Genomic DNA, 22567 nt, shown 5'->3' with positions numbered 1-22567 from the left:
CACCCCTAAAACAGAGGTTCAGGGTGCTTGAATGTGCCGCAGAGTGGAACTAGTTCAACTCGCCCCACAGCTTCGTGGGCGATCGGCCCCCACTCAAAGGACTCACAATGACGGCGTTCCAGGAAGACATTCAGGCAGTGCAGGCGCTCAAGGAGCAGCACGGCACGAGCTGGGATGCGATCAACCCAGAGTACGTGGCACGTATGCGTGCTCAGAACCGCTTCAAGACCGGCATCGAGATTGCGCAGTACACCGCTGACATCATGCGCCGCGATATGGGCGAGTACGACGCAGATTCGTCGGTTTACACTCAGTCGCTCGGCGTGTGGCACGGCTTCATCGGCCAGCAGAAGCTGATCTCGATCAAGAAGCACCTGAAGAGCACCAACAAGCGCTACCTCTACCTCTCGGGCTGGATGGTTGCTGCGCTTCGTTCAGAGTTCGGTCCACTGCCAGATCAGTCGATGCACGAGAAGACCTCGGTTCCGGCGTTGATCGAAGAGCTGTACACCTTCCTCCGTCAGGCAGATGCCCGCGAACTCGACCTGCTCTTCTCGCAGCTCGACGATGCTCGCGCGGCAGGTGATGAGACTGCGGCTGAGTTCATTCAGACTCAGATCGATAACTTCGAGACCCACGTTGTACCAATCATTGCCGACATCGATGCTGGTTTCGGTAACCCAGAGGCTACTTACCTGCTCGCGAAGAAGATGATCGAGGCTGGCGCTTGCGCGATCCAGATCGAGAACCAGGTTTCTGACGAGAAGCAGTGCGGCCACCAGGATGGCAAGGTTACCGTTCCGCACGAAGATTTCATCGCGAAGATCAACGCAGTGCGTTACGCGTTCCTCGAGCTCGGCATCGACAACGGTGTGATCGTGGCGCGTACCGACTCGCTTGGCGCTGGTCTTACTCAGAAGCTCGCTGTTACGAACACTCCTGGCGATCTCGGCGACCAGTACAACTCGTTCCTCGACGTTGAAGAGATTTCTGAGGCAGAGCTCGGCAACGGCGATGTCATTATCAAGCGTGACGGCAAGCTGCTGCGCCCGAAGCGTCTCGCCAGCAACCTGTACCAGTTCCGTGCTGGCACCGGCGAAGATCGTTGTGTTCTTGACTGCATCACCTCGCTTGAAAACGGTGCAGATCTGCTCTGGATCGAGACTGAGAAGCCGCACGTTGAGCAGATTGCCGGCATGGTTGATCGTATCCGCGAGGTTGTTCCGAACGCGAAGCTCGTTTACAACAACAGCCCTTCGTTCAACTGGACTCTGAACTTCCGCCAGCAGGCTTACGATCTGTTTGCGGCTGAGGGCAAGGATGTTTCGGCTTACGATCGTGACAAGCTGATGAGCGTCGATTACGACGGCACCGAGCTCGCAACAAAGGCTGACGAGATGATCCGCACCTTCCAGAAGGATGGATCGGCTCGCGCGGGTATCTTCCACCACCTGATCACCCTGCCGACGTACCACACTGCCGCACTGTCGACTGACAACCTGGCAAAGGGCTACTTCGGTGACGAGGGCATGCTCACCTACGTTCGCGACGTGCAGCGTGAAGAGATCCGCCAGGGCATCGCAACTGTGAAGCACCAGAACATGGCGGGTAGCGACCTTGGTGACAACCACAAGGAGTACTTTGCCGGTGATGCAGCTCTCAAGGCTGGCGGCAAAGACAACACCATGAATCAGTTCGCTTAATCTCGTTGGATCGCCCCGCCATCGACGTTGTCGAAGCGAGCGGGGCTATCTAGCCCCAGACCACCCCGCCCATCGCCTACTCCGCGATGGGCGGGGTTCTCCCTTTTTTGGCGTTGATGACACGGGATGGTGTGCCCTTCGGTTCTTGCGCATGAGGGCCTTGCCGAAATTTGAGTAGCTTTGCGCCCTCTTTGGTGGTTGTTTGTATACCAAACCAGTTTGAAGCTGGTGGTGGTCCATTGACTTAACGAAAGGGAGACCATCACTCATGTCTGTTGACAAGAAGCGCGGCGGTGCCGCCGCACGCGGCGCTGTAGCCGCAACTGTTGCCACTGCCGTTCTGCTTGGCGGTTTCGGTGGTTTCTCGCTTTGGCAAGACACAGCTACTGGTGGAATCAACGATTCCATCACTACTGGTCAGCTGCGTATTAACGATGTCGAGGCGGGCGACTGGTACTTTGCGGCAAACGATACTGATATGGAAGTCCTGGGCTGGCCGTTCGATGAAGAGCGTCCTATCGATATCAACACTTGGTTGGTATCGCCCGGTGACGAACTGATCTACAACACCTTCGCGAATGTTCTCGTGACCGGTGACGACATGCTGGGTGAGTTCAGCATTGATCAGAGCTCGTACACGATCAACGACCCTGATTGGGATGGCTTCATCACGGTGAGCGTGAACAACGCAAACCAGACGATCTTCCCAGATGTGAACGTACAGCGTGTTCCAGTGAAGATCACCGTGAAGTTCAGCGATCAGATCACTGGGCTGCTTGGCCAGGACGCAGCAAACGTCATTGATTTGAGCGCGCTTACTGTTCAGCTGGATCAGGTTCAGGCGCCTACCCCAGCACCAGTGACTCCATAGGTTTGGGCTAGTGAGGTTTCGGTGGGCCCCGTTTTGTCGACGGGCCCACCGAAACTTTCTGCATGGGCGCCCGACGGTGTAGGTGAAGCGCGCCATGAACGCAGGTTTGGCTCTTGCCGTATTGCCCGGTGAAGTGCTGGTTTTGGTGGCCTGCCCAAAAGCTCGGCAAAGCCGAGCAGTCCCGAGTGAACGGCTTTTTGCGAGTCCGTGAGACCAAGCGTACGTCTGAGTAGCGACCCTCAAACTTGAGTAGTTTTTCGCCCCTTTTAGTGGTTGTTTGTATACCAAACCAGATTGAAGCTAGTGGTGGTCCATTGACTCAACGAAAGGGAGACCATCACTCATGTCTATTAACAAGAAGCGCGGCGGCGCCGCCGCACGCGGCGCTGTAGCCGCAACCGTTGCCACTGCCGTTCTGCTTGGCGGTTTCGGTGGTTTCTCGCTCTGGCAAGACACAGCTACTGGTGGAATCAACGATTCCATCACTACCGGTCAGCTCCGCATCCAGGATGTCGAAGCTGGCGACTGGTACTTCGCTAATAACGATACCGATATGACCGGCACCGGCATTACCGGTATCGAAACGCCAATCGCCGATATCGCCAACTGGTTGGTATCGCCCGGTGACGAACTGATCTACAACACCTTCGCGAATGTTCTCGTGACCGGTGACGACATGCTGGGTGAGTTCAGCATTGATCAGAGCTCGTACACGATCAACGACCCTGATTGGGATGGCTTCATCACGGTGAGCGTGAACAACGCAAACCAGACGATCTTCCCAGATGTGAACCCACAGCGTGTTCCAGTGAAGATCACCGTGAAGTTCAGCGATCAGATCACTGGGCTGCTCGGCCAGGACGCAGCAAACGTGATTGATCTGAGCGCGCTTACTGTTCAGCTGGATCAGGTTCAGGCACCTACCCCAGCACCAGTGACTCCATAACTAAAGCATCCCAAATGGCCCCGGTTAGAAGATCAAACTCTAACCGGGGTCTACCCCCTCCGAGCAGGAAGTATGGTTATGTCTTCGGCCCCAAGGCACGCGCATGGTGCACCCTCGAAGCGGTTTAGGCTCAGCCTGGATCGCTCGGCGGTGCACTCGTTTGCCTTTCTCGGCGCCCGAAATCCTCGTTCGGCTCGCCACTCGCACGAATCTGCTGTGCTGGCCTCAAGGCAACGGCGCTCACCAATGCGTGCGGTGTTTGTCATGTTTCTTGCAGTTTCGGTTCTCGCCGCAACTGCGATTCTGCCGAAGGGCATGGGAGCCTATTCTCTTTGGGGCGACACCACTGCCGCGGCAGTGTCTGGGAACATTTCAACCGGCCAAGTAGAGATCTTGTCGACCGGATCACCGGTATACCTGCTCGATCAATCCGCCTTTGACCCGAATCATGACGTGTTGCGCCCTGGAGAGACCTTCACCGTGTCATTTGATACAAGAGTGAAAGTCACCGGTTCAAACATGGAGCCAAAGCTCGAACTGAGCGGCTGGACTCTGCCAGAATCGGTGCGAGATTCGCTTGATGTGTCGGTGAGCACGAGCGAACTCGTCGTCTCACCTGATGAACAGACAGTCACCATCACACTCAGCCTCACCTCGACGAGTGAGGCCATGTTTAATGGTGAGCTGATTAACCTCTCGGCTGCTCAATTAGTGCTCAGCACTGGCACTGTTTGGCAAGACACGCTTTACCCGCTCGATGTGCCGCTGCAAGATATTCACCTGGGTATTCCGCAGATGGTGTTGAACTACGACACTTCGCTGCCTGGTGCGACGAATAATGTGTTGGTGCCACTTGGCGGGTTGTCGCTTGGTGCGGTCACGATCGACTGGGGTGATGGTTCTCCTGTGCAGACTGTCGTGTCTGCGAACCCGACGCATGTTTATGCGGTTGCTGGCCCGTACACGGTAACAATTACGGGCGGGTTCACCCGTTTTGGTTTGGACAATGAGCCCGACACCTCGCGCGCTGGTCTTGTTTCAGTGTCTCGTTGGGATGCAAATGGTGTGACCAATGCTGCATGGGCGTTTTCTGCGGCATATAACCTGGCGAGTGTTGCGAGGCCTCCGGCCTCGATTACCAATATGCAGTACATGTTCGTTGAAGCGTACGGATTTAACGGTGACGTCTCCGACTGGAATGTGACGAACGTCACAGACATGCAGGGCATGTTTGCCTACGCAACGGCGTTTAACCAGCCGATTGGCGGTTGGAATGTTGCGAATGTAGCTGACATGTCTTCAATGTTTACGGCTGCGTCTGGGTTTAACCAAGATATTTCCGCTTGGAATGTGGCAAACGTCACAAATATGTCGTTCATGTTCTCGAACACGGTGCTGTTCAATCAGGATATTGGTGCGTGGAATGTTGCCAATGTCACCAATATGAACTACATGTTCTTTGCGGCGACAGGGTTTGCGCAAGATCTTTCACTCTGGGACGTTGCCGCCAACCTCCCAACGATGCCGCTGTCCTGGAACCAAGGTGCCCCTGGCCTGGCGCTTGCGTTCAGCTATCGTTGGCCGTTGCCGTGGCAACCAATGCCGCAGATGGTGTTGAACTACAACACTTCGCTGCCTGGTGCGACGAATAATGTGGCTGTGCCGGTTGGAGGGCTGACGCTTGGAACGGTCACGATCGACTGGGGTGATGGTTCTCCCGTGCAGACCGTCGTGTCTGCGAACCCGACGCATAACTATGCGGTTGCTGGCCCATATACGGTGACAATTAAGGGCAAGTTCACGCGATTTGGTAATCCAGCGTATGACGGTTCGCATGCGGGTCTCGTTTCGGTGTCTCGCTGGGACGCGAATGGTGTGACCGACGCGACAGCGGCGTTTCATTCTGCGTACAACTTGCAGTTTGTTGCAACTCCTCCGGCAACGATTACCAGGATGATGTCCATGTTTGAGGGAGCGACCATCTTCAATGGTGATCTCTCCGCTTGGAATGTGGCGAACGTGACATCCATGGACGCCATGTTTTTTGACGCATCGGCGTTTAACCAGGATATTGGTGGCTGGGATGTGTCGAATGTCACTTCTATGAATGGGATGTTTCAGTCTGCATCGGCGTTTAACCAGGACATTAGTGGCTGGGATGTGGCGAATGTCGCTTTTATGAACATGATGTTTGTGTCTGCATCGGCGTTTGCGCAGGATCTGTCGGGCTGGGATGTGGGTGCACTGCTCCCCACGATGCCGTTTTATTGGAATTTCAACGCCCCAGGCTTGTCGTCGACGTTTAACTATCGTTGGCCGTTGCCGTGGCAGCCGTTGCCGCAGATGGTGTTGAACTATGACACTTCGCTACCTGGTGCGACGAATAATGTGTTGGTGCCGGTTGGCGGGTTGTCGCTCGGAACGGTCACGATCGACTGGGGTGATGGTTCACCGGTGCAGACCGTCGTGTCTGCAAACCCGACGCATAACTATGCGGTTGCCGGCACGTACACGGTGAAGATTAGGGGTGAGTTCACCTCATACGGAAATACCGTGGCGAATACTTCAAACGCTGGGTTGATTTCGGTCTCTCAATGGGATGCGAACGGTGTGACCGACGCTACATCGGCGTTTGATTCTGCGTCCAACCTGCAGTCTGTTGCGGCACCCCCCGCAACGATTACCAACATGAAGTTCATGTTCAGTTATGCGGCCGCGTTCAACCAAGACATCAGTTCATGGGATGTCTCTAACGTGACCGATATGAGCGGCATGTTTAATTATGCGGCCGCGTTCAACCAGCCCATTGGCGCCTGGAACGTTGGCAACGTGACGCACATGGACCAAATGTTCGAAAGAGCCTCGACGTTTAATCAGTCTCTAGGTAATTGGAATGTTGCCAACGTCAGCACAATGTCTGGCATGTTCCGGAGTTCTCAGGCCTTCAATAATGACGGCAGCGATTCGATCAAGAACTGGGTAACTACTTCTTTGGTCAACACGGCAAGTATGTTCGAAGCCGCGTATCTCTTCGATCAGCCCATCGGCTCATGGAATATGTCGGGTGTTACGACAACATCCAAGATGTTTTACGCGGCGTACCAATTTAATCAGTCGCTGGATAGCTGGAACATGACAAACGTGACGGACATTTCATACATGTTCCGCGGTGCTTCTGCTTTTGACCAGCCACTGAACAACTGGAACGTTAGCAGTGTTGCCAACATGAATTTTACCTTCGGCCAGGGTGTATTCAATCAAGACCTTTACAACTGGGATGTCTCGAACGTCACCAACATGGATTTTATGTTCAGCGGTAATTCAGTGTTTGACCGCGATCTTTCAGCCTGGAACGTAGCAAAGATTTCCACGATTCCTGTTACCTGGAACTTTAATACACCGGGTCTCGCGCCGGAGTTTAAGTACCGCTGGCCACTGGCCTGGCAATAAAGAAGATGGCCATTTCACTGCAAGCGCTGGGTGTGCCGGGGCTGAGCGTGAATGCTCAGCCCCGGCACACTTCGGCTGCTCGCCATCCGGCGGGCGAAGCCGAACCGAGCAAAACGCAACAGGCGATCAACCTGCTGTTGCGGGTGTTTTCATATTCGCTCTTGCTTGTGGCTGTCGCCTTTACCGGTTCAACCATCGTCGTACCGAAACTCGGTGGCGCGGTGCCGGTCACAATTCTCTCTGACTCAATGGCGCCGAGCATGCCGCTCGGCAGCCTCTCGATTATCAAACCGACAAGCCCGCTCGATATGGCCGAGATTCAGACCAGATCGCCAGGAAAGATTCGTGAGGCCTCCGACTATTCGAATCTTTCTATCGGCGATGTGGTCGCGTATCAACCAGACCCGCGCAACGCGACGCTTGTTATTCACCGAATCGTGAGCGTCAGCGCGCACGCCGACGGCAGTTTTAGCTTCACCACCAAGGGCGACAACAACCGGGTACCCGACAGAGACGCCGTCGCTGACTTTCAGATTAGGGGAGTGGTTTGGTACCACCTGCCACCGCCGCTCGGCACAATTAACACCTTTCTGAACCATGACCCCACCAACCACTTCATTGCGGTGATCATCGTGGCAGGCGCAGGCTACATCTGGGCGCTCACCCTCTTCTGGCGAGCTTTCCGCCGCCACAAACCAGGCGAGATAGAGCCGCCCGCGCAAACGAAACAACAGAAACGTCAAGGCCCCCAAGGGCCAGGCGACACCTCAGCGGTAACACACACGCAAGACCCCCAGAAACTCATAGCGCCCGCCTGGCTGCTGCACGCAGTCGAAAGCTCAGAACTCGAGAGCGCTGCACAACTTGAATCTGAACGCGAGCTCATAGGGAGCCAATCATGACCCTTCAAACCACCCCCGTAGAGACGCTTGTGCCCCCACGCAGCAAGTTTTCTTTCTTCAATGTCATACTGCGTCTGATTTCCTACACTCTGCTCGGTGCTGCGCTCGCCTTCGCCTGTGTCGCAATCATCATTCCAAAGGTCGCCGGTGCGATTCCGGTAACAATTCTTTCGGATTCGATGGCTCCGACAATGCCAGTGGGCAGCCTCGCCATCATTCGGCCAAACAGCGCGCTGGATCAAGCAGCGCTCACCACGCGCTCGCCCGAAGAGATTCGAAACGCCTCAGACTATTCGACGCTGAGCAACGGCGACATAGTCGCGTACCAACCAGACCCCAAGAACCCGACGCTCATCATTCACCGTATCGTCAGAATGACCGCACACGGTGACGGCAGCATGGAATACATCACGAAAGGCGACAACAACAACACGGAAGACCGTGACCCGGTATTCGACTTTCAGATCAGAGGAACCGTCTGGTACCACCTGCCGCCACCCATCGGCACAATCAATACCTGGCTGAACCACGACACAACAAACCACATGATTGCGATCATCATTATTGCCGCGGTTGGCTACTTCTGGGCACTCATGCAGTTCATCGTACCGGCGCGCGCTCGCCGCCGAGCCTTACGTGACGTTAGAGCCAGCATCGCCGACGCGCCTACCGCAACGCCAGAGACGAACACCGCCGAAGAATAGCCGCGCCGAAATGTCAGTCAAAGCCGAGCCAGATTCACAAGCTGGAGTCAACTCAGAACTGAAACCTGAACTCAAACCAGAAACCCCGCCGAACTCATGGTTCAACACCGTTCTGCAGGGGCTTTCCTACGGATTGCTCGGTATTGCGCTCGCCGCTTCAAGCATTGTTGTGGTGATCCCAAAGTTTGCAGGCGCCGTTCCGGTCACAATTCTGTCCGACTCAATGGCACCGAGTATGCCGGTTGGCAGCCTCGCGATTATTAAGCCGAACAGCCCACTCAGCCGCGACGAACTCACCGTACTTACGCCCGAAGAGATTCGTGCCCGATCAGACTTCAGCAGCCTGCAACTTGGAGCAGTGGTCGCCTACCAGCCAGACCGCAACGACCCGACGATCATCATCCACCGCATCGTGAGCATGACCGCACACGCCGACGGCGTCATGGCCTACACCACCAAGGGCGATAACAACCGGGTGCCCGATCGAGACAAGGTTTCCGACTATCAAATTCGCGGTACCGTCTGGTACCACCTGCCACCACCCATCGGCACATTTAATACCTGGCTGAATCATGATGAGGGCAACCGCTCGGTCGCGATCATTGGCATTGCGGTAGTCGGCTATGCGTGGGCGCTGTTTCTATTTGGCCGGGCGATATGGCGGCATCGTGCAAACCCCAAAGGCCTCTCGGCAAAGGCAGAAGCTAAGGTTGGGGCGCAGCAAAGTGCCACAACTCGTGAATCTGATGTGGCGGCTGCGCCCAGTCAGCGCCTTCCCAAACGACGCGAACTCAGATCAAAAAAATAGCCGTGAACCTGACACTATTTGCAAGACAGCTCGTAAACATGTCGCGCCTGGCAAGAAGCTCTCGCCGCACGTTAAGCTGACCTCGTGAAGCAGACCAGCCCAGACAACGCCGTTGCAGGCGCAAGCGATCTTCCAGCCGTCAACAGCACGCTCGCAGCGCATCCGCGAGGCTTCGCCTCAGACAACTATTCGGGTGCACACCCCGAGGTGATTGCTGCAATCACTGCGGCAAATGTTGGGCATGCCTCTGCATACGGCACAGATGCCTGGACTGAGCGATTCAGCGAGATCGTGCGGGGTCACTTCGGTGTGAACGCCGAGGCCTACCCAGTCTTTAACGGTACCGGCGCAAACGTGCTCTCGCTTCAGGCGGCCCTGCCCCGCTGGGGTGCTGTCGTGACCGTGCGCAGCGCACACATCAACGTAGACGAGGGCGGTGCGCCAGAGAAAGTCGCGGGGATCAAGATTCTTGGGGTGCCTTCTCCCGACGGCAAACTGACGCCAGAGCTCGTAGACCGTGAAGCCTGGGGCTGGGGCGACGAACATCGTGCACAGCCACTCGCCATCTCAATCTCGCAGAGCACCGAATTCGGCACCTGCTACACCCCGACAGAAGTGCGTGCGCTTGCCGACCACGCTCACGAGCGCGGCATGGTGCTGCACATGGACGGCTCCCGCCTCAGCAATGCAGCTGCTCGCCTTGGCACAAGCCTTGCCGAGCTCACCGTCGACGCTGGCGTAGACGTGCTCAGCCTTGGCGGCACCAAAAACGGCCTGCTCGGTGCAGAAGCCGTGATCGCGCTGAACCCGCAGGCCGTGCCGGGGCTCGCATACCTGCGCAAGCTGAACATGCAGCTCGGCTCGAAGATGCGTTTCGTCTCTGCACAACTCGCCGCCCTCTACGAGGGTGATCTTTGGCTGCGCTCTGCAGGCCACTCAAACGCGATGGCAGATCGGCTCCGTGCCGGGCTCGAAAAACTGATTGCCGAAGATTCCAACACTGAAATTGTGTTGCCCTACGCGACCCAGTCAAACGTTGTCTTCGCCGAACTGCCAGCAGACATCAAGGCTCGCGCCCACGACGCATTCCACTTCTACGACTGGCCAGGCGATCCGCGCCTGGTGCGCCTGATGTGTTCGTTCGACACCACTGAAGCTGATGTTGACGCCCTCCTGTCGGTTATCTCAGGGGCTGAGTGATCCAGCGCGCCCTAATCGAAGCGTGAGATCGCCTGGTTTTGTCGAGATCGCCTCTTTTGCGCGCGAAAAACCAGGCGATCTCGATAAAACCAGGTGTTTTCGATGAGCCAGAACTGGCGCCACACCTAAGTACTTGTCGGATCGAACGGGCATTTCGCTCTGCTTTCGTCGAGCTCAACATTTTTGTGCGTTGACAGACAAATAGGCTGGCGTGAGTTGCAACTTTTAGCTCTGCGACGCCAGACACACAACGACGTGGTGAGAAAGGCTCAGGTGTATTCAATGGATACTGCACTCAGCGAAAGGCTACACAGCGATTTGCTGGTGGGTCGCATCGGTGCAGACGAGCCAGGCGCCGTAATCGCGGTGTATCGAGACGGCGAAATGATCGCAAGCGCATGCCGCGGTGTAACCAACATTGCAGCGCCAGAACAGCTGAGCGAAGAGACCCTGCTGAACATCGCCTCGGTGAGTAAACAGATCGCCGCCACCACAATTCTGCTGGCAGCCAAGAACGGCTCGGTTGACCTCGACGAAGACATCCGCCGCTGGCTGCCCGAACTCCAGCTGCCCGGAATCACACTGCGCAACTGCCTGAACCACACCGCCGGACTACCCGACTACTTTGCCGTTGCCTTTGTTGCAGGCATCTCGGTCGTCGAAAGCGTTGAGCTTGAAAAGTTCACCGCGTGGCTCGGTACCGTCACAAAACCAGACTTCCTGCCCGGCACAAGCCAGGCATACTCGAACACCGGCTATGTCGCAGCGGCCCTCGCAACCGAGCGCGCCACAGGAGTTGAGTTTCCTACCCTGATCGAAGCGACAGTCTTGCGGCCACTCGGCATGACCCGAAGTTTTGCCGCGAGCAAAGTCGGCGAAACCCGGCCGAACATGGCCCTCAGCTTCAAACCGGCAACGGGCGGCACATTCGAAGAGGTGCCGATGGGCGTCGGTACCGAACCAACGGTGCGCAGCGTGTTTGGCGACGGCGAGATTGTCAGCTGCCTCGCCGATTTCGGTCAGTGGCACGGTTTCTTGCGCGACGGTCGAGTACTTGGCCGAGACATTCGCAATCAACTGATTCAGCGCGCAGTGCTCGACGACGGACGAATCTCAAGTTACGCACTCGGAATCGATAACGAACGTCGAGGCGACACCGTCGTGCAAAGCCACAGCGGTGGCATGTGGGGCTACACCGCGTTCTCACTCGTCGACCAAACCAGCGGGTTGAGCGTCGCATGCTTCTCAAACCGCGGGGACTTCATGTCGCCAGAATACGCGTGGCGCGCCTACCAGCTGGCGACCACAAGCGGAGGAATCTCGGGCCGCTGGTTCTCAGAACAGAGTTTTCACGGAGTACAACTAGACACCCTCGTCGACGGCAACGTGCAAATCAAACTACACTCAAGCGCGCCGGGCACCACGCTGCGCCGCCTCACCAAGACCTCCTGGAGTCGCGACGGTGGATTCGCCGCGGTCGAGCTGATCGACGGTCGCCTCTACATCGCGCCGATGTTTGAACTGAAAATGCCCTACTCCCGAGTCGAGGTCGCCGGACCACTACCAGACGGCACGCTAGGCAACTACAGCGAACCAACCTGGCAGCGAGAGCTCAAGATTGAACAGCGCGACACCGGGCTCACGCTGGTGCTGGCTGACGGAAACGAACTCGCCATTACGCCCTGGGGGCAGACCGAAGAAGTCTGGCTCGGCGAAACCGCGTTCGGACTTCTCGTTGTGGATCGCGAGCCCGGCGGCGGAGTGCGCTACACCCGAGGCTCATTTGCCGCAGAACTGACGCGAGCCAAGAGCTAGGCGATCCACCGCCACCGAAAAGTACCGAAAGTACCAAAACACATCGCAACCGCCGAAAACGAGCGAAACAACACAAACTAGCGCTCGTTCTCGACGAGATCGGTACCCCTCAGCGACCGCCGACAGCAAAGAATTTCGCCCAAGCAATGAAGAAAAGGCCAGAATCGCACATGGACACCACGCTCAGCGCACAACTGCACAACGAGTTGCTTGCCCCGAAGATCAGCGCAAGCCAACCGGGCGCAGTGATCGCTGTGTACCGTGATGGCGAGATGATCGCGAGCGCGTGTGCCGGAGTCGACGACATCACCAAGACGACACCTGAGCCGCTCACCGAGACCACTCTCATGTACATCGCCTCGGTGAGCAAGCAGATCTCGGCAACTACCGTATTGATGGCAGCAAAACACGGCGAGCTCGACCTTGATGAAGACATTCGCCGCTGGGTGCCAGAGCTGAAACTTGAGGGCGTCACCGTCCGCAATTGCCTGAACCACACCGCCGGCGTGCCCGACTACTATGCGGCAGCTATGGTCGCCGGTGTCGCGCTCATCGAGATTAATTCCCTCGATACGTTTCTTTCGTGGATCAGTACCGTCACCAAGGGCAGCTACGTGCCAGGAACCAATCAGGGCTACTCGAACACCGGCTTTGCGCTCGCCGCGCTCGCCGCAGAGCGCGCAAGCGGAATTGAGTTTCCGTCGCTTGTAGAAGAATCGGTGTTTCGACCGCTCGGCATGAACGACAGCTTCATTATTCGCACACTCGGCCAATTCGAGCAGGGCATGGCGATGAGCTTCACCGCCCAGCCAGACGGAAGCTTTGTGCGCGTGAGCATGGGCGTTGGTGAAGTTGAACCCGTGCGCAACGTGAGCGGCGGCGGCCAAGTGATCAGCACCCTGAACGACTTCGGCAAATGGCATGCGTTCCTGCGAGACGGGCGCGTGCTCGGCAAAGACGTGCGCGAAGAATTGTTCGAACGCGTAGTGCTCGCCGACGGTCAGGTTTCAAGCTACGGCCTCGGAATCGAGCACGAGCAGCGCGGCGAGACGATCGCGCAGTGCCACAGCGGTGGCATGTGGGGCTACACCGCCTACTCGCTCGTCGACCAGGTAACCGGGCTGAGTGTTGCCTGCTTCTCAAATCGAAGCGACTATTCGGCGCCAGACAACGCCTGGCGAGCATTCCAACTGGCAAGTTCGCTGGCTGGCATCGCCGGGTTCTGGTACTCAGATGAAGGCCACAACATCGTTCAGCTTGAGGTGCTTGCTGACGGAAATCTCAATGCAAAACTTCGCCTGGCAGGCCCAGGATTCGTGATGCAACGCAACGGCGAACGCCGCTGGACACGAGAAGACGATTTCAGCCTGATCGAAATGATCGACGGGCGACTGCACATCGCGACCGCGTTCGGGGTCAACGTGCCGTACTCAAAACTTGCTGCAGCCGGGCCACCCCCGAGCGCAGCGGTCGGGCTCTACCGTGAGCCCGGATGGAACCGGGAAGTACAAATCACCCAGCTTGAAGAGCAGCTGACCGTGATCTTGCCCGGTGATCAAAAGCTCCCGGTTCTCCCAGTTGGGCAGACCGAAGAGCTCTGGCTTGGTGAATTGCCGGCAGGGTGGCTTGTCGTCGATCGCGCCGAGCCAAACCGGGTACGTCTCGCCGTTGGCGTATTCGAGGCTGAATTGCAGCGCAGTACCGACTGAGTTTTTGTTTTTCAGCGGTGGATCGTCAACTCAATTTGGCAGACCCATCTCTTAACGACGCAAAGGAACCCAATGAAAAAGTACACGATTGCCTCGCTTGCGGCCGTCGGCGCCCTGGCGCTGACTGCTTGCAGCGGGGGAGCAAACAGTGCCGGCAACGTAGCCGGCGAACCTGTTATTGATGGCACTTTGAACTACGCGATCAATGATGATCCAGGGAGTCTGTTTCGCTTATTGAATTCAAGTGGCACGCTCCCATACATCACCTCGTGGGTCTACGAGACTCTCGTCTTTTACAATCAAGACGGAAAGCCGCAGGGCCGCCTCGCGACCTCGTGGGAAGAAACCCCAACTTCGCTGCACTTTGAGATTCGCGATGATGCGATTTGCTCGGACGGCACCCCACTCACAGCAGAGACAGTGGCGAACAACTTCCGCTGGATCACCGACCCGGCAAACGGTTCGGCACTCGCCGGGCTCACCGTGCCAACCGACACGGTAGTAGAAAACGACGACACGTCTGTGACGCTGACTACCAGCACCCCCAACTCATTCCTGATGGGATCGATTGGGGCGAACCCGATCTACTGCCAGGCTGCGCTTGACGACCCTGAAAGCGTGAAGCTCGGGACCAATGGCACAGGGATGTACAAGCTGGTTGAATCGGTGCCAGGTGATCACTACACACTCGAACGTCGAGATGAGTACAACTGGGCACCAGAGGGCGCGCCAAATGGTGATACCCCCGGAGTGCCAAAGAACGTGGTGATTAGCGTCATCACCAACCCCAGCACGAGAGCAAACATGCTGCTCTCTGGTGACTTGAACATAGCGAGTGTCTCCGCTTCGGATGCTGCGCGGGTTGCCTCAACAATGTCGCCCGCGTACGCAATCAATCTGGTTACGGGCGGCTTTGTGTACAGCCAAGCAGAGGGCATGCCAACCGCAGATGAAAATGTTCGTATTGCACTCACCAAGGCACTCGACCTTGATGCGCTCATGGCAGTGAACACTGAAGGCAAGGGAAAGCGTGCCCCGCGTCTCGCGGTGGTTTCACCAGACATCTGCCAGTACGACGCGGCCACCCCAAATCTGCCAAGCCATGATGTGGCAGCCGCTGAGAAGATGCTTGATGAAGCTGGCTGGGTGAAAGGCGCAGACGGGATGCGCGCGAAAGATGGCGAGCCGCTTGAGTTGAATTTTGCTTGGCAAACTCGCTGGCCGGAAAACGCTGCGACCGCAGAGATGATCGGTGAACAGTGGAAGGCCGTCGGGGTGAAGGTAAACCAAGAGGGAAGCGACTACTCTGCGTTCGCTGAGAAGACTTCCGTGCCAGGCGCGGCAAGCAAGTACGACGTGATGTGGATCGCGCCAAACTATGCAGTGCCCGATGTGCTCTCGAACTTCTTCAGCGGTCCGGCAGCGCCGGCTGGCAAAAACCTTGGCGAGGTGAAGAACCCGGAGTTCACTCGCCTGGCTGAAGAGGCCTCATCATTCTCTGGCTCGGATGCTTGCCCAAGTTGGCAGGCGGCCGAGAACGAAATGTATCGAGCAGCCGACTATGTACCTTTCGCAATGCGCGAGGACGTCGTGTACGGCAATGGCATCGCGAGAATGTTTGACGACGCCACGCTCGATCAGTACTTCCCGAGCGTGATTTTGGTCAAGTAGGTCTGACGGATCCGCACATCCCGCTAGACGCGATGTGCGGATCCGACTCGTCGGTAGTCCCGATCCGCTGCAGACGTTGCCCACCGTCTTCCTGCGATTCCTTTCATGCGCGCAGGAAGACGACTCACTTTTTGATTTTTTAGGGCTCAACGACCGGGCTTTCAACAGACGACAAATAATAGAAAAGGGGAACACAATGAAAAAGCAGACGATCGCCGCTTTCTTGGCTATTGGTGCGCTGGCGTTGAGCGGGTGCAGCGCGGGTGGCGGCAGTGGTGGTGGCAGTGGCGAACCGGTAATTGACGGCACACTGAACTATGCGATCAACGAAGATCCAGGCAACCTTTTTCAGCCGCTGAATTCGAGCGCAACACTGAGCTACGTGTTCCCCTGGGCCTATGAAGCACCTGTCTACTATGACAAAGAAGGCAAGGTGCACGGATGGCTCGCAACCTCGTGGGAAGAAACCCCAACCTCGGTGAAATTCGAGATTCGTGAAGATGCGGTGTGCTCAGATGGCACCCCACTCACTGCCGAAACCGTGGCAAACAATTATCGCTGGATCATCGACCCCGCAAACGGTTCGGCGCTCGCTGGCCTCATCATTCCCACCGATGCTTCGGTCGAGAACGAGGGCAACACCGTGACCCTCACCACCGGTACACCGAACTCGTTCCTGCTGCCCGTGCTTGGTGTGAACCCCATCTACTGCCAGGGCGCTCTCGACAACCCCGACAGCGTGAAAATCGGAACCAACGGCAGCGGAATGTACAAGCTGACCGAAGCGGCTCCGGGCGACCACTACACCTTCGAGCGCCGTGACGACTACACCTGGGCAGCCGAGGGTGCGCCAACCGCAGACACGCCTGGCGTGCCAAAGCAGGTTGTGATTCGGGTGATTCCGAACAACAGTACGCGCGCAAATCTGCTGCTTGCAGGTGACCTCAACATTGCCGCGATCCCAGGCGCAGACGGCGAACGTGTCGCTTCGAGTCTTGAGCCAATCGTTTCAACAAACCTGCTCAGTGGTGGCTTCGTCTACAGTCAAGCGCCAGGCGCACCAACCGAGGACGAAAACGTGCGTGTCGCTTTAACGAAAGCACTTGACCTTGACGCACTGATGGCTGTGAATACCGAGGGCAAGGGTGAACGCGCTACCCGTATCGCCGTGGTCTCGCCAGAGATTTGCCAGTACGACGCGGCGACTCCGAACCTGCCAAGCCACGATGTTGAGGCAGCAGAAAAGATGCTTGACGAAGCCGGTTGGGTGAAGAACTCAAAGGGGATTCGAGAGAAAAACGGCAAGCCGCTCGAGATTGATTTCGCATGGCAGACCCGCTGGGCCGAGAACGCCGCAACCGCTGAGATGATCGGTGAGCAGTGGAGCGCGATTGGTGTCAAGGTGAACCAGCACGGCAGCGACTACAGCGCATTCAGCGAAAAGATCTTTGCTGGTGGAGCCGCAAAGGAGTTCGAAGCGATGTGGCTCGCACCAAACCACATTGTGCCGAACACTCTGGCCGCCTTCGTGAGTGGCCCAGCTCCGGTCCAGGGCAACAACTTCGGTGAACTGAAGAACACCGAGTTTGATCGCCTCGTTGCAGAAGCTTCTGGTTTCTCGGGAGCAGCAGCTTGCCCAAGCTGGGAGCAGGCAGAGGCAGCAATGTACAGCGCAGCCGACTATGTGCCGTTTGCTATGCGGCCTGATGTGGCCTACGGCAATGGTGTGAAAGCGCTGGTGCCGGTGGTTGGTCTCGACATGTTCGTGACCGGCGTCATTTTGGTCGACTAGTTCGCGGGATCCGCAGCAGCCGCTTCGCGCCGCAGGGTGGCGGCGGGGCGGCTGCTGCGGGGCCTGGAGAACTGCTCGACGGGCGCTCGACAAGCGCTCGACGGGTTAGAGCGCGATGCTCTCTCCGCGTAGCGCGGTCTGCATAAAGCGTGTCACATTCGGGTCGACGATTACGTCTCGCGGCTGTAGCGGGCGAGCCAGGTACAGGCCCTCCATCGAACGGACGCGGCTGAGCGCCACATAGCTTTGGCCGGCGGTAAATGCGCGTGGGCCGAGATCGACGATCGCCTGATCATAGGTGTGCCCCTGCGATTTGTGCACAGTAACCGCCCACGCGAGTCGCAGTGGGAACTGCTCAAACTCGGCAACAACCTCTTTTTCGAGCTTCTTTGTCTCGGCGTCGTAGCGATAGCGGTAACGCTCCCAAGTGGTTGGCTCGACCTCGAACTCTTCCTGATCCACCTCGACCCAAACGGTGCCTTCAACGCGCGAGACCACACCGATAGTGCCGTTCACCCAGCGCCCGTCTGGGTCGTTGCGCAAGAACATCACCTGCGCGCCCTTTTTGAGTTCGAGTACCTCATCGGCGGGGTACGTGTTCTCTCGAAATTCGCCGTTCACCTCTGCAACAGCGCGAAGCGGATCTCCGGAAAGCTTGGCAAGACGTGTGGCATTGATCCTGGTTACCGTCGCGTTTGTTGTCGCGAGCGTAAGCGCGTCTTCTGGCGCGGGTCGAGCGCCCGCGGCGTTCAACTCCTGTGCCATATCGGCCGTGACTTCGCCATAGCGAACCGCGCCAAGGATCTGTTTGAACCGATCGTCGCGCTGGCGGTGCACCTCGATCAGCTCAATGCTGGTGAGAGGCGCATCAAGCCACACCTTGGCGTCGAAGAACCAAAGCGAACGATAGTTGTCTGCGAAGTAGGCTCGCTCGTGCGGGTCGCGCGGCGGCACGGGTGGCAGCTGGTAAGGGTCGCCGAACATGATGATCTGCACGCCGCCGAAGGCATCGTGTTTGCGCCCACGAGCCTGGCGCAATGAACGGTCGATCGCGTCCATCAGATCGGCAGAGACCATCGAGACTTCGTCGAGCACGAGGGTGTCGATTGCGGCGAGCATCTTTTTAAGCTCTGCTGGTTGGTCGAGGTCGTGATCAGCGATCACGCCGGTTGGCAAGCGCAGCAACGAGTGGATCGTCTGGCCACCGACGTTCAATGCGGCCACGCCGGTTGGCGCGCACACCGCGATGATCTTGCTCGTGTGAAACGAGAGGTGGTTCAGAATCGTGCTCTTGCCGGTGCCGGCGCGACCCGTCACAAAGACGTGTTCGCGAGTGTGCTCGATCCGCTCATATACCGCCAACTGCTCGGGAGACAGGGCGACTTTTGGCATGCTCTCAATCGTAGCCGCCCGCACCGGTTTGCAATGCCGTTATGCACAACCGAGTTGCGCCCGGTTTTGGGCAGCGAAGTTAGGCGCTTGGCGATCCAGCGCGCGAACGACCCGCGTTTGCTGGAACAAGTACAAGCATCAGCACCAAGCCAGCCACGAGCACGATTGTGATGCCGAGCACGCCAAAGTGAGTTGCACCGAACCAGCCAATGAATGCGGCCCAGAGCCACGGTGACAGGAAGCTCATGACGCGACCAGTTGTTGCGTAGAGGCCAAAGATTTCACCCTGCATGCCCGGGGGAGTGACATGCGTGAGGAGCGAGCGACTTGAAGCTTGCGCAGGGCCGACACCGGCCGAGAGTGCGATGCCACCGATCCAGAAGATGATCTTGCCTTGTTCCCTGAAGAAGAAGACAAAGAGGGCGCTGATAATCAAGATCACCAGCGACCAGACGATGATGGCTCGTGGCCCGAAACGGTCGTCGAGGCGGCCAGCCAGAATCGTAGAAACGCCAGCAACCAGGTTGAGTGCGATGCCAAAAATCATGACCTCGGTCGATGTGAAGCCGAATGAGACCGCCGCAAGAATGCCTCCGAAGGCGAAGACTCCGGCAAGTCCGTCGCGATACACGGCGCTCGAAATCAGGAACCAGAAGGTGGTGCGCTGCTCGCGGAAGAGTTTCGCTAGGTCTTTCACGAGCACGGCGTAACTGCGGAAGAACCCGACCTTTGGGCGGTCGGTGCGGGCCGCGGCCTCTGGCACACGAAGCACGAATGGCAGTGAGAAGACGACGGTCCAGATTGCGGCGCCGACTGCGATCAGGCGGTAGGCGAGGCCGTCTGAAACATCCATGCCGAACCAGTTGAGCTGTGTCACCACCACAACAATCACCAGCGCGACGATGCCGCCGATGTAGCCGAGGCCCCAACCGAGTCCGCTCACGCGGCCGACGGTCTTTTTGGTTGAAACTTCGTGCAGCATTGCGTTGTAGCTCACGCCAGCAATTTCGCTGACTACGGAGCCGAGGGCTACCGCGATTGCGCCGAACCAGAAGTACTGCGGGTCTGAGTGCACAAAAAACAGCGCAAATTGCAGTAGCGCCAGGGCCGCGGTGCCACCGACGACCCAGCGTTTTTTGTTGCCGCGGGCGTCGGCCTGCTGGCCGAGCACTGGCGCGAGCACCAAGACCAAGATGCCGGCTACGAAGGTGATCCAGCCGTAGTTCGCTGAGAGGTCTGACAAGCCTTGGCAGTACGCGGTTGCGGCGTCTTCGCTTCGCGAGCAAATGATTGAGCCGTCAGCGTTCTGGGCGGCGATGTCATCTGGCAAGAAACTGTCTGAGACGAGGTAGAGCGAGACCCAGACGAAGGTCAGAATGACTGAGTTGAAGGGTTGAGTCGCCCAGTCCCAGAGGGCCCATGCCCGCACGATTTTGCCTGGCACTGTTTTCTCTGCCGGCGCCTCTGCCGGTATCTGCGCTGCTGTGTCGCTCATGGGGGTCACTGTATCTGATTCAAGTAACGCTGAATAGATGCTGAGAGTTGAGTCGAGTTCACTCAAGTTTCGTTTTCAAAACTTGACTTGAGTGGAGCCGAAGCTAAACTTGAGTGCATAAGGCTCAACTTGTGGGGCGCAAGATAACAAACCGTTGGATCGCAAGATCCGCGAGAACACCGCCCCAAAAGCTAAGCCATAGAGATTTCGGGCAACCCGCCTGAGTAACAAGACACACGAACCCAGCAAGGAGAACCACATATGTCACGTGCAGTAGGTATTGACCTCGGAACCACCAACTCGGTTGTTTCAGTGCTTGAAGGTGGCGAGCCCACCGTTATCGCAAACGCAGAGGGCTTCCGCACCACTCCATCGATCGTCGCCTTCACCAAAGACGGCGAGGTGCTCGTTGGTGAGACCGCAAAGCGCCAGGCAGTCACCAACGTTGACCGCACCATCGCTTCAGTGAAGCGCCACATGGGCACCAACTGGACCACCGACATCGACGGCAAGGCATACACGCCTCAGGAGATCTCGGCCCGCACCCTGATGAAGCTCAAGCGTGACGCAGAGACCTACCTCGGCGACAAGGTCACCGACGCCGTGATCACTGTTCCCGCATACTTCAACGACGCCGAGCGCCAGGCAACCAAGGAAGCCGGCGAGATCGCCGGCCTCAACGTGCTCCGTATCATCAACGAGCCAACCGCCGCAGCTCTCGCATACGGCCTCGACAAGGGCAAAGAAGACGAGCTCATTCTCGTCTTCGACCTCGGTGGCGGCACCTTCGACGTTTCGCTGCTCGAGGTAGGCAAAGACGACGACTTCTCGACCATTCAGGTTCGTTCGACCGCTGGCGACAACCGCCTCGGTGGCGACGACTGGGATCAGCGCGTCGTAGAGTGGCTGATCCAGCAGTTCAAGGCAAACTCGGGCGTTGACGTATCGGGCGACAAGATCGCACTGCAGCGTCTCAAGGAAGCTGCCGAGCAGGCGAAGAAGGAACTGTCGAGCTCAATGAGCGCACAGATCCAGCTGCCATACCTCTCACTCACCGAGAACGGCCCAGCAAACCTCGACGAGACGCTGACCCGCGCAAAGTTCGAAGAACTGACCAAGGATCTGCTCGAGCGCACCCGCAAGCCTTTCGAAGACGTAATCAAGGAAGCCGGCGTAAAGGTCGGCGACATTGCTCACGTTGTACTCGTTGGCGGCTCGACCCGTATGCCAGCCGTCACCGAACTCGTCAAGCAGATGACCGGTGGCCGTGAGCCAAACAAGGGTGTCAACCCTGACGAGGTCGTAGCTGTTGGTGCTGCTCTGCAGGCCGGCGTGCTGAAGGGCGAGCGCAAGGACGTTCTGCTGATCGACGTCACCCCACTGAGCCTCGGTATCGAGACCAAGGGTGGCATCATGACCAAGCTGATCGACCGCAACACCGCGATCCCAACCAAGCGCAGCGAAACCTTCACCACCGCTGAAGACAACCAGCCATCGGTTGCGATCCAGGTATTCCAGGGTGAGCGCGACTTCACTCGCGACAACAAGAACCTTGGCACCTTCGAGCTGACCGGTATCGCACCAGCACCTCGTGGCATCCCGCAGATCGAGGTCACCTTCGACATCGACGCCAACGGCATTGTTCAGGTTTCGGCTAAGGACAAGGGCACCGGCAAGGAGCAGACCATCACCATCTCAGGTGGTTCGACGCTCTCGAAGGACGACATCGAGCGCATGGTTCGCGAGGCAGAAGAGCACGCTGCAGAAGACAAGCAGCGCCGCGAAGCAGCTGAAGAGCGTAACAACGCTGAGCAGCTCGCCTACTCGGTAGAGAAGCTCATCAGCGAGAACGAAGACAAGCTGCCTGAAGAGGTCAAGACCGAAGTTCAGGGCGATCTCGACGAGCTCAAGCAGGCGCTTGCCGGAGACGACGCAGCTGCCGTAAAGACCGCCTTCGACAAGCTGAACGCTAGCCAGCAGAAGCTTGGCCAGGCAATCTACGAAGCTGCACAGGCTGAAGCTCCCGCAGCAGACGCTGCCGAAGAAGCAACCAACGACGAAGACGTAGTCGACGCTGAGGTTGTTGAAGACGACGAGGAGAAGAAGTAA

Annotated in this window: 15 protein-coding genes; 13 read left to right on the top strand and 2 right to left on the bottom strand. The window is 57.6% G+C overall.

What is annotated here, in order from left to right; all coding sequences use genetic code 11:
* Nucleotides 1-107 precede the first annotated feature (107 nt).
* The 12 genes from QBL02_RS04595 (at nt 108) to QBL02_RS04540 (ending at nt 17571) form a co-directional block, all read left to right on the top strand.
* Entirely contained in the window at nt 108-1703 is a 1596-nt protein-coding gene (locus QBL02_RS04595) for an isocitrate lyase (RefSeq protein ID WP_282725174.1), read from the top strand.
* Nucleotides 1704-1971: 268 nt separating this feature from the next.
* Nucleotides 1972-2574: an alternate-type signal peptide domain-containing protein gene (locus tag QBL02_RS04590; protein ID WP_282725173.1), complete on the top strand. Its 603-nt coding sequence runs from the start codon at nt 1972-1974 to the stop codon at nt 2572-2574.
* 343 nt (nt 2575-2917) lie between these two features.
* Nucleotides 2918-3520, top strand: coding sequence for an alternate-type signal peptide domain-containing protein (locus QBL02_RS04585; protein ID WP_282725172.1), 603 nt, complete (start codon nt 2918-2920; stop codon nt 3518-3520).
* 78 nt (nt 3521-3598) lie between these two features.
* Complete coding sequence (locus QBL02_RS04580; RefSeq protein WP_282725171.1) at nt 3599-6970, top strand: BspA family leucine-rich repeat surface protein; 3372 nt, start codon at nt 3599-3601, stop codon at nt 6968-6970.
* 5 nt (nt 6971-6975) lie between these two features.
* A complete protein-coding gene (locus QBL02_RS04575; RefSeq protein WP_282725170.1) occupies nt 6976-7872 on the top strand; it encodes a hypothetical protein in 897 nt (298 codons plus the stop codon).
* Complete coding sequence (locus QBL02_RS04570) at nt 7869-8576, top strand: signal peptidase I (RefSeq protein ID WP_282725169.1); 708 nt, start codon at nt 7869-7871, stop codon at nt 8574-8576. The genes QBL02_RS04575 and QBL02_RS04570 overlap by 4 nt, the downstream gene beginning before the upstream one ends.
* Nucleotides 8577-8586: 10 nt before the next feature.
* Complete coding sequence (locus QBL02_RS04565; protein WP_282725168.1) at nt 8587-9384, top strand: hypothetical protein; 798 nt, start codon at nt 8587-8589, stop codon at nt 9382-9384.
* 84 nt (nt 9385-9468) lie between these two features.
* Complete coding sequence (locus tag QBL02_RS04560; RefSeq protein WP_282725167.1) at nt 9469-10584, top strand: low specificity L-threonine aldolase; 1116 nt, start codon at nt 9469-9471, stop codon at nt 10582-10584.
* Nucleotides 10585-10866: 282 nt separating this feature from the next.
* Entirely contained in the window at nt 10867-12399 is a 1533-nt protein-coding gene (locus QBL02_RS04555; protein ID WP_282725166.1) for a serine hydrolase domain-containing protein, read from the top strand.
* 146 nt (nt 12400-12545) lie between these two features.
* Nucleotides 12546-14108, top strand: coding sequence for a serine hydrolase domain-containing protein (locus tag QBL02_RS04550; protein ID WP_282725165.1), 1563 nt, complete (start codon nt 12546-12548; stop codon nt 14106-14108).
* 72 nt (nt 14109-14180) lie between these two features.
* On the top strand, nt 14181-15779 hold the full coding sequence (locus QBL02_RS04545) for an ABC transporter substrate-binding protein (protein WP_282725164.1): 1599 nt from the start codon (nt 14181-14183) through the stop codon (nt 15777-15779).
* Nucleotides 15780-15975: 196 nt separating this feature from the next.
* Entirely contained in the window at nt 15976-17571 is a 1596-nt protein-coding gene (locus QBL02_RS04540; RefSeq protein ID WP_282725163.1) for an ABC transporter substrate-binding protein, read from the top strand.
* Between the two features lie 105 nt (nt 17572-17676).
* On the opposite strand, the gene QBL02_RS04535 is transcribed toward QBL02_RS04540, so the two are convergent.
* Together QBL02_RS04535 and QBL02_RS04530 are read right to left on the bottom strand one after the other, a co-directional pair.
* A complete protein-coding gene (locus QBL02_RS04535) occupies nt 17677-18963 on the bottom strand; it encodes an AAA family ATPase (RefSeq protein WP_282725161.1) in 1287 nt (428 codons plus the stop codon).
* A gap of 79 nt (nt 18964-19042) precedes the next feature.
* Nucleotides 19043-20458, bottom strand: coding sequence for an MFS transporter (locus tag QBL02_RS04530; RefSeq protein WP_282725160.1), 1416 nt, complete (start codon nt 20456-20458; stop codon nt 19043-19045).
* A 261-nt stretch (nt 20459-20719) separates the two neighbouring features.
* Here QBL02_RS04530 and dnaK point away from each other — a divergent pair, with 261 nt between their 5' ends.
* Complete coding sequence (dnaK, locus tag QBL02_RS04525) at nt 20720-22567, top strand: molecular chaperone DnaK (RefSeq protein WP_282725159.1); 1848 nt, start codon at nt 20720-20722, stop codon at nt 22565-22567.

It is taken from the genome of Leucobacter sp. UT-8R-CII-1-4 (assembly GCF_030010235.1).
Classification (GTDB): Bacteria; Actinomycetota; Actinomycetes; order Actinomycetales; family Microbacteriaceae; genus Leucobacter.
This window is presented reverse-complemented; position numbering and strand designations above follow the sequence as displayed.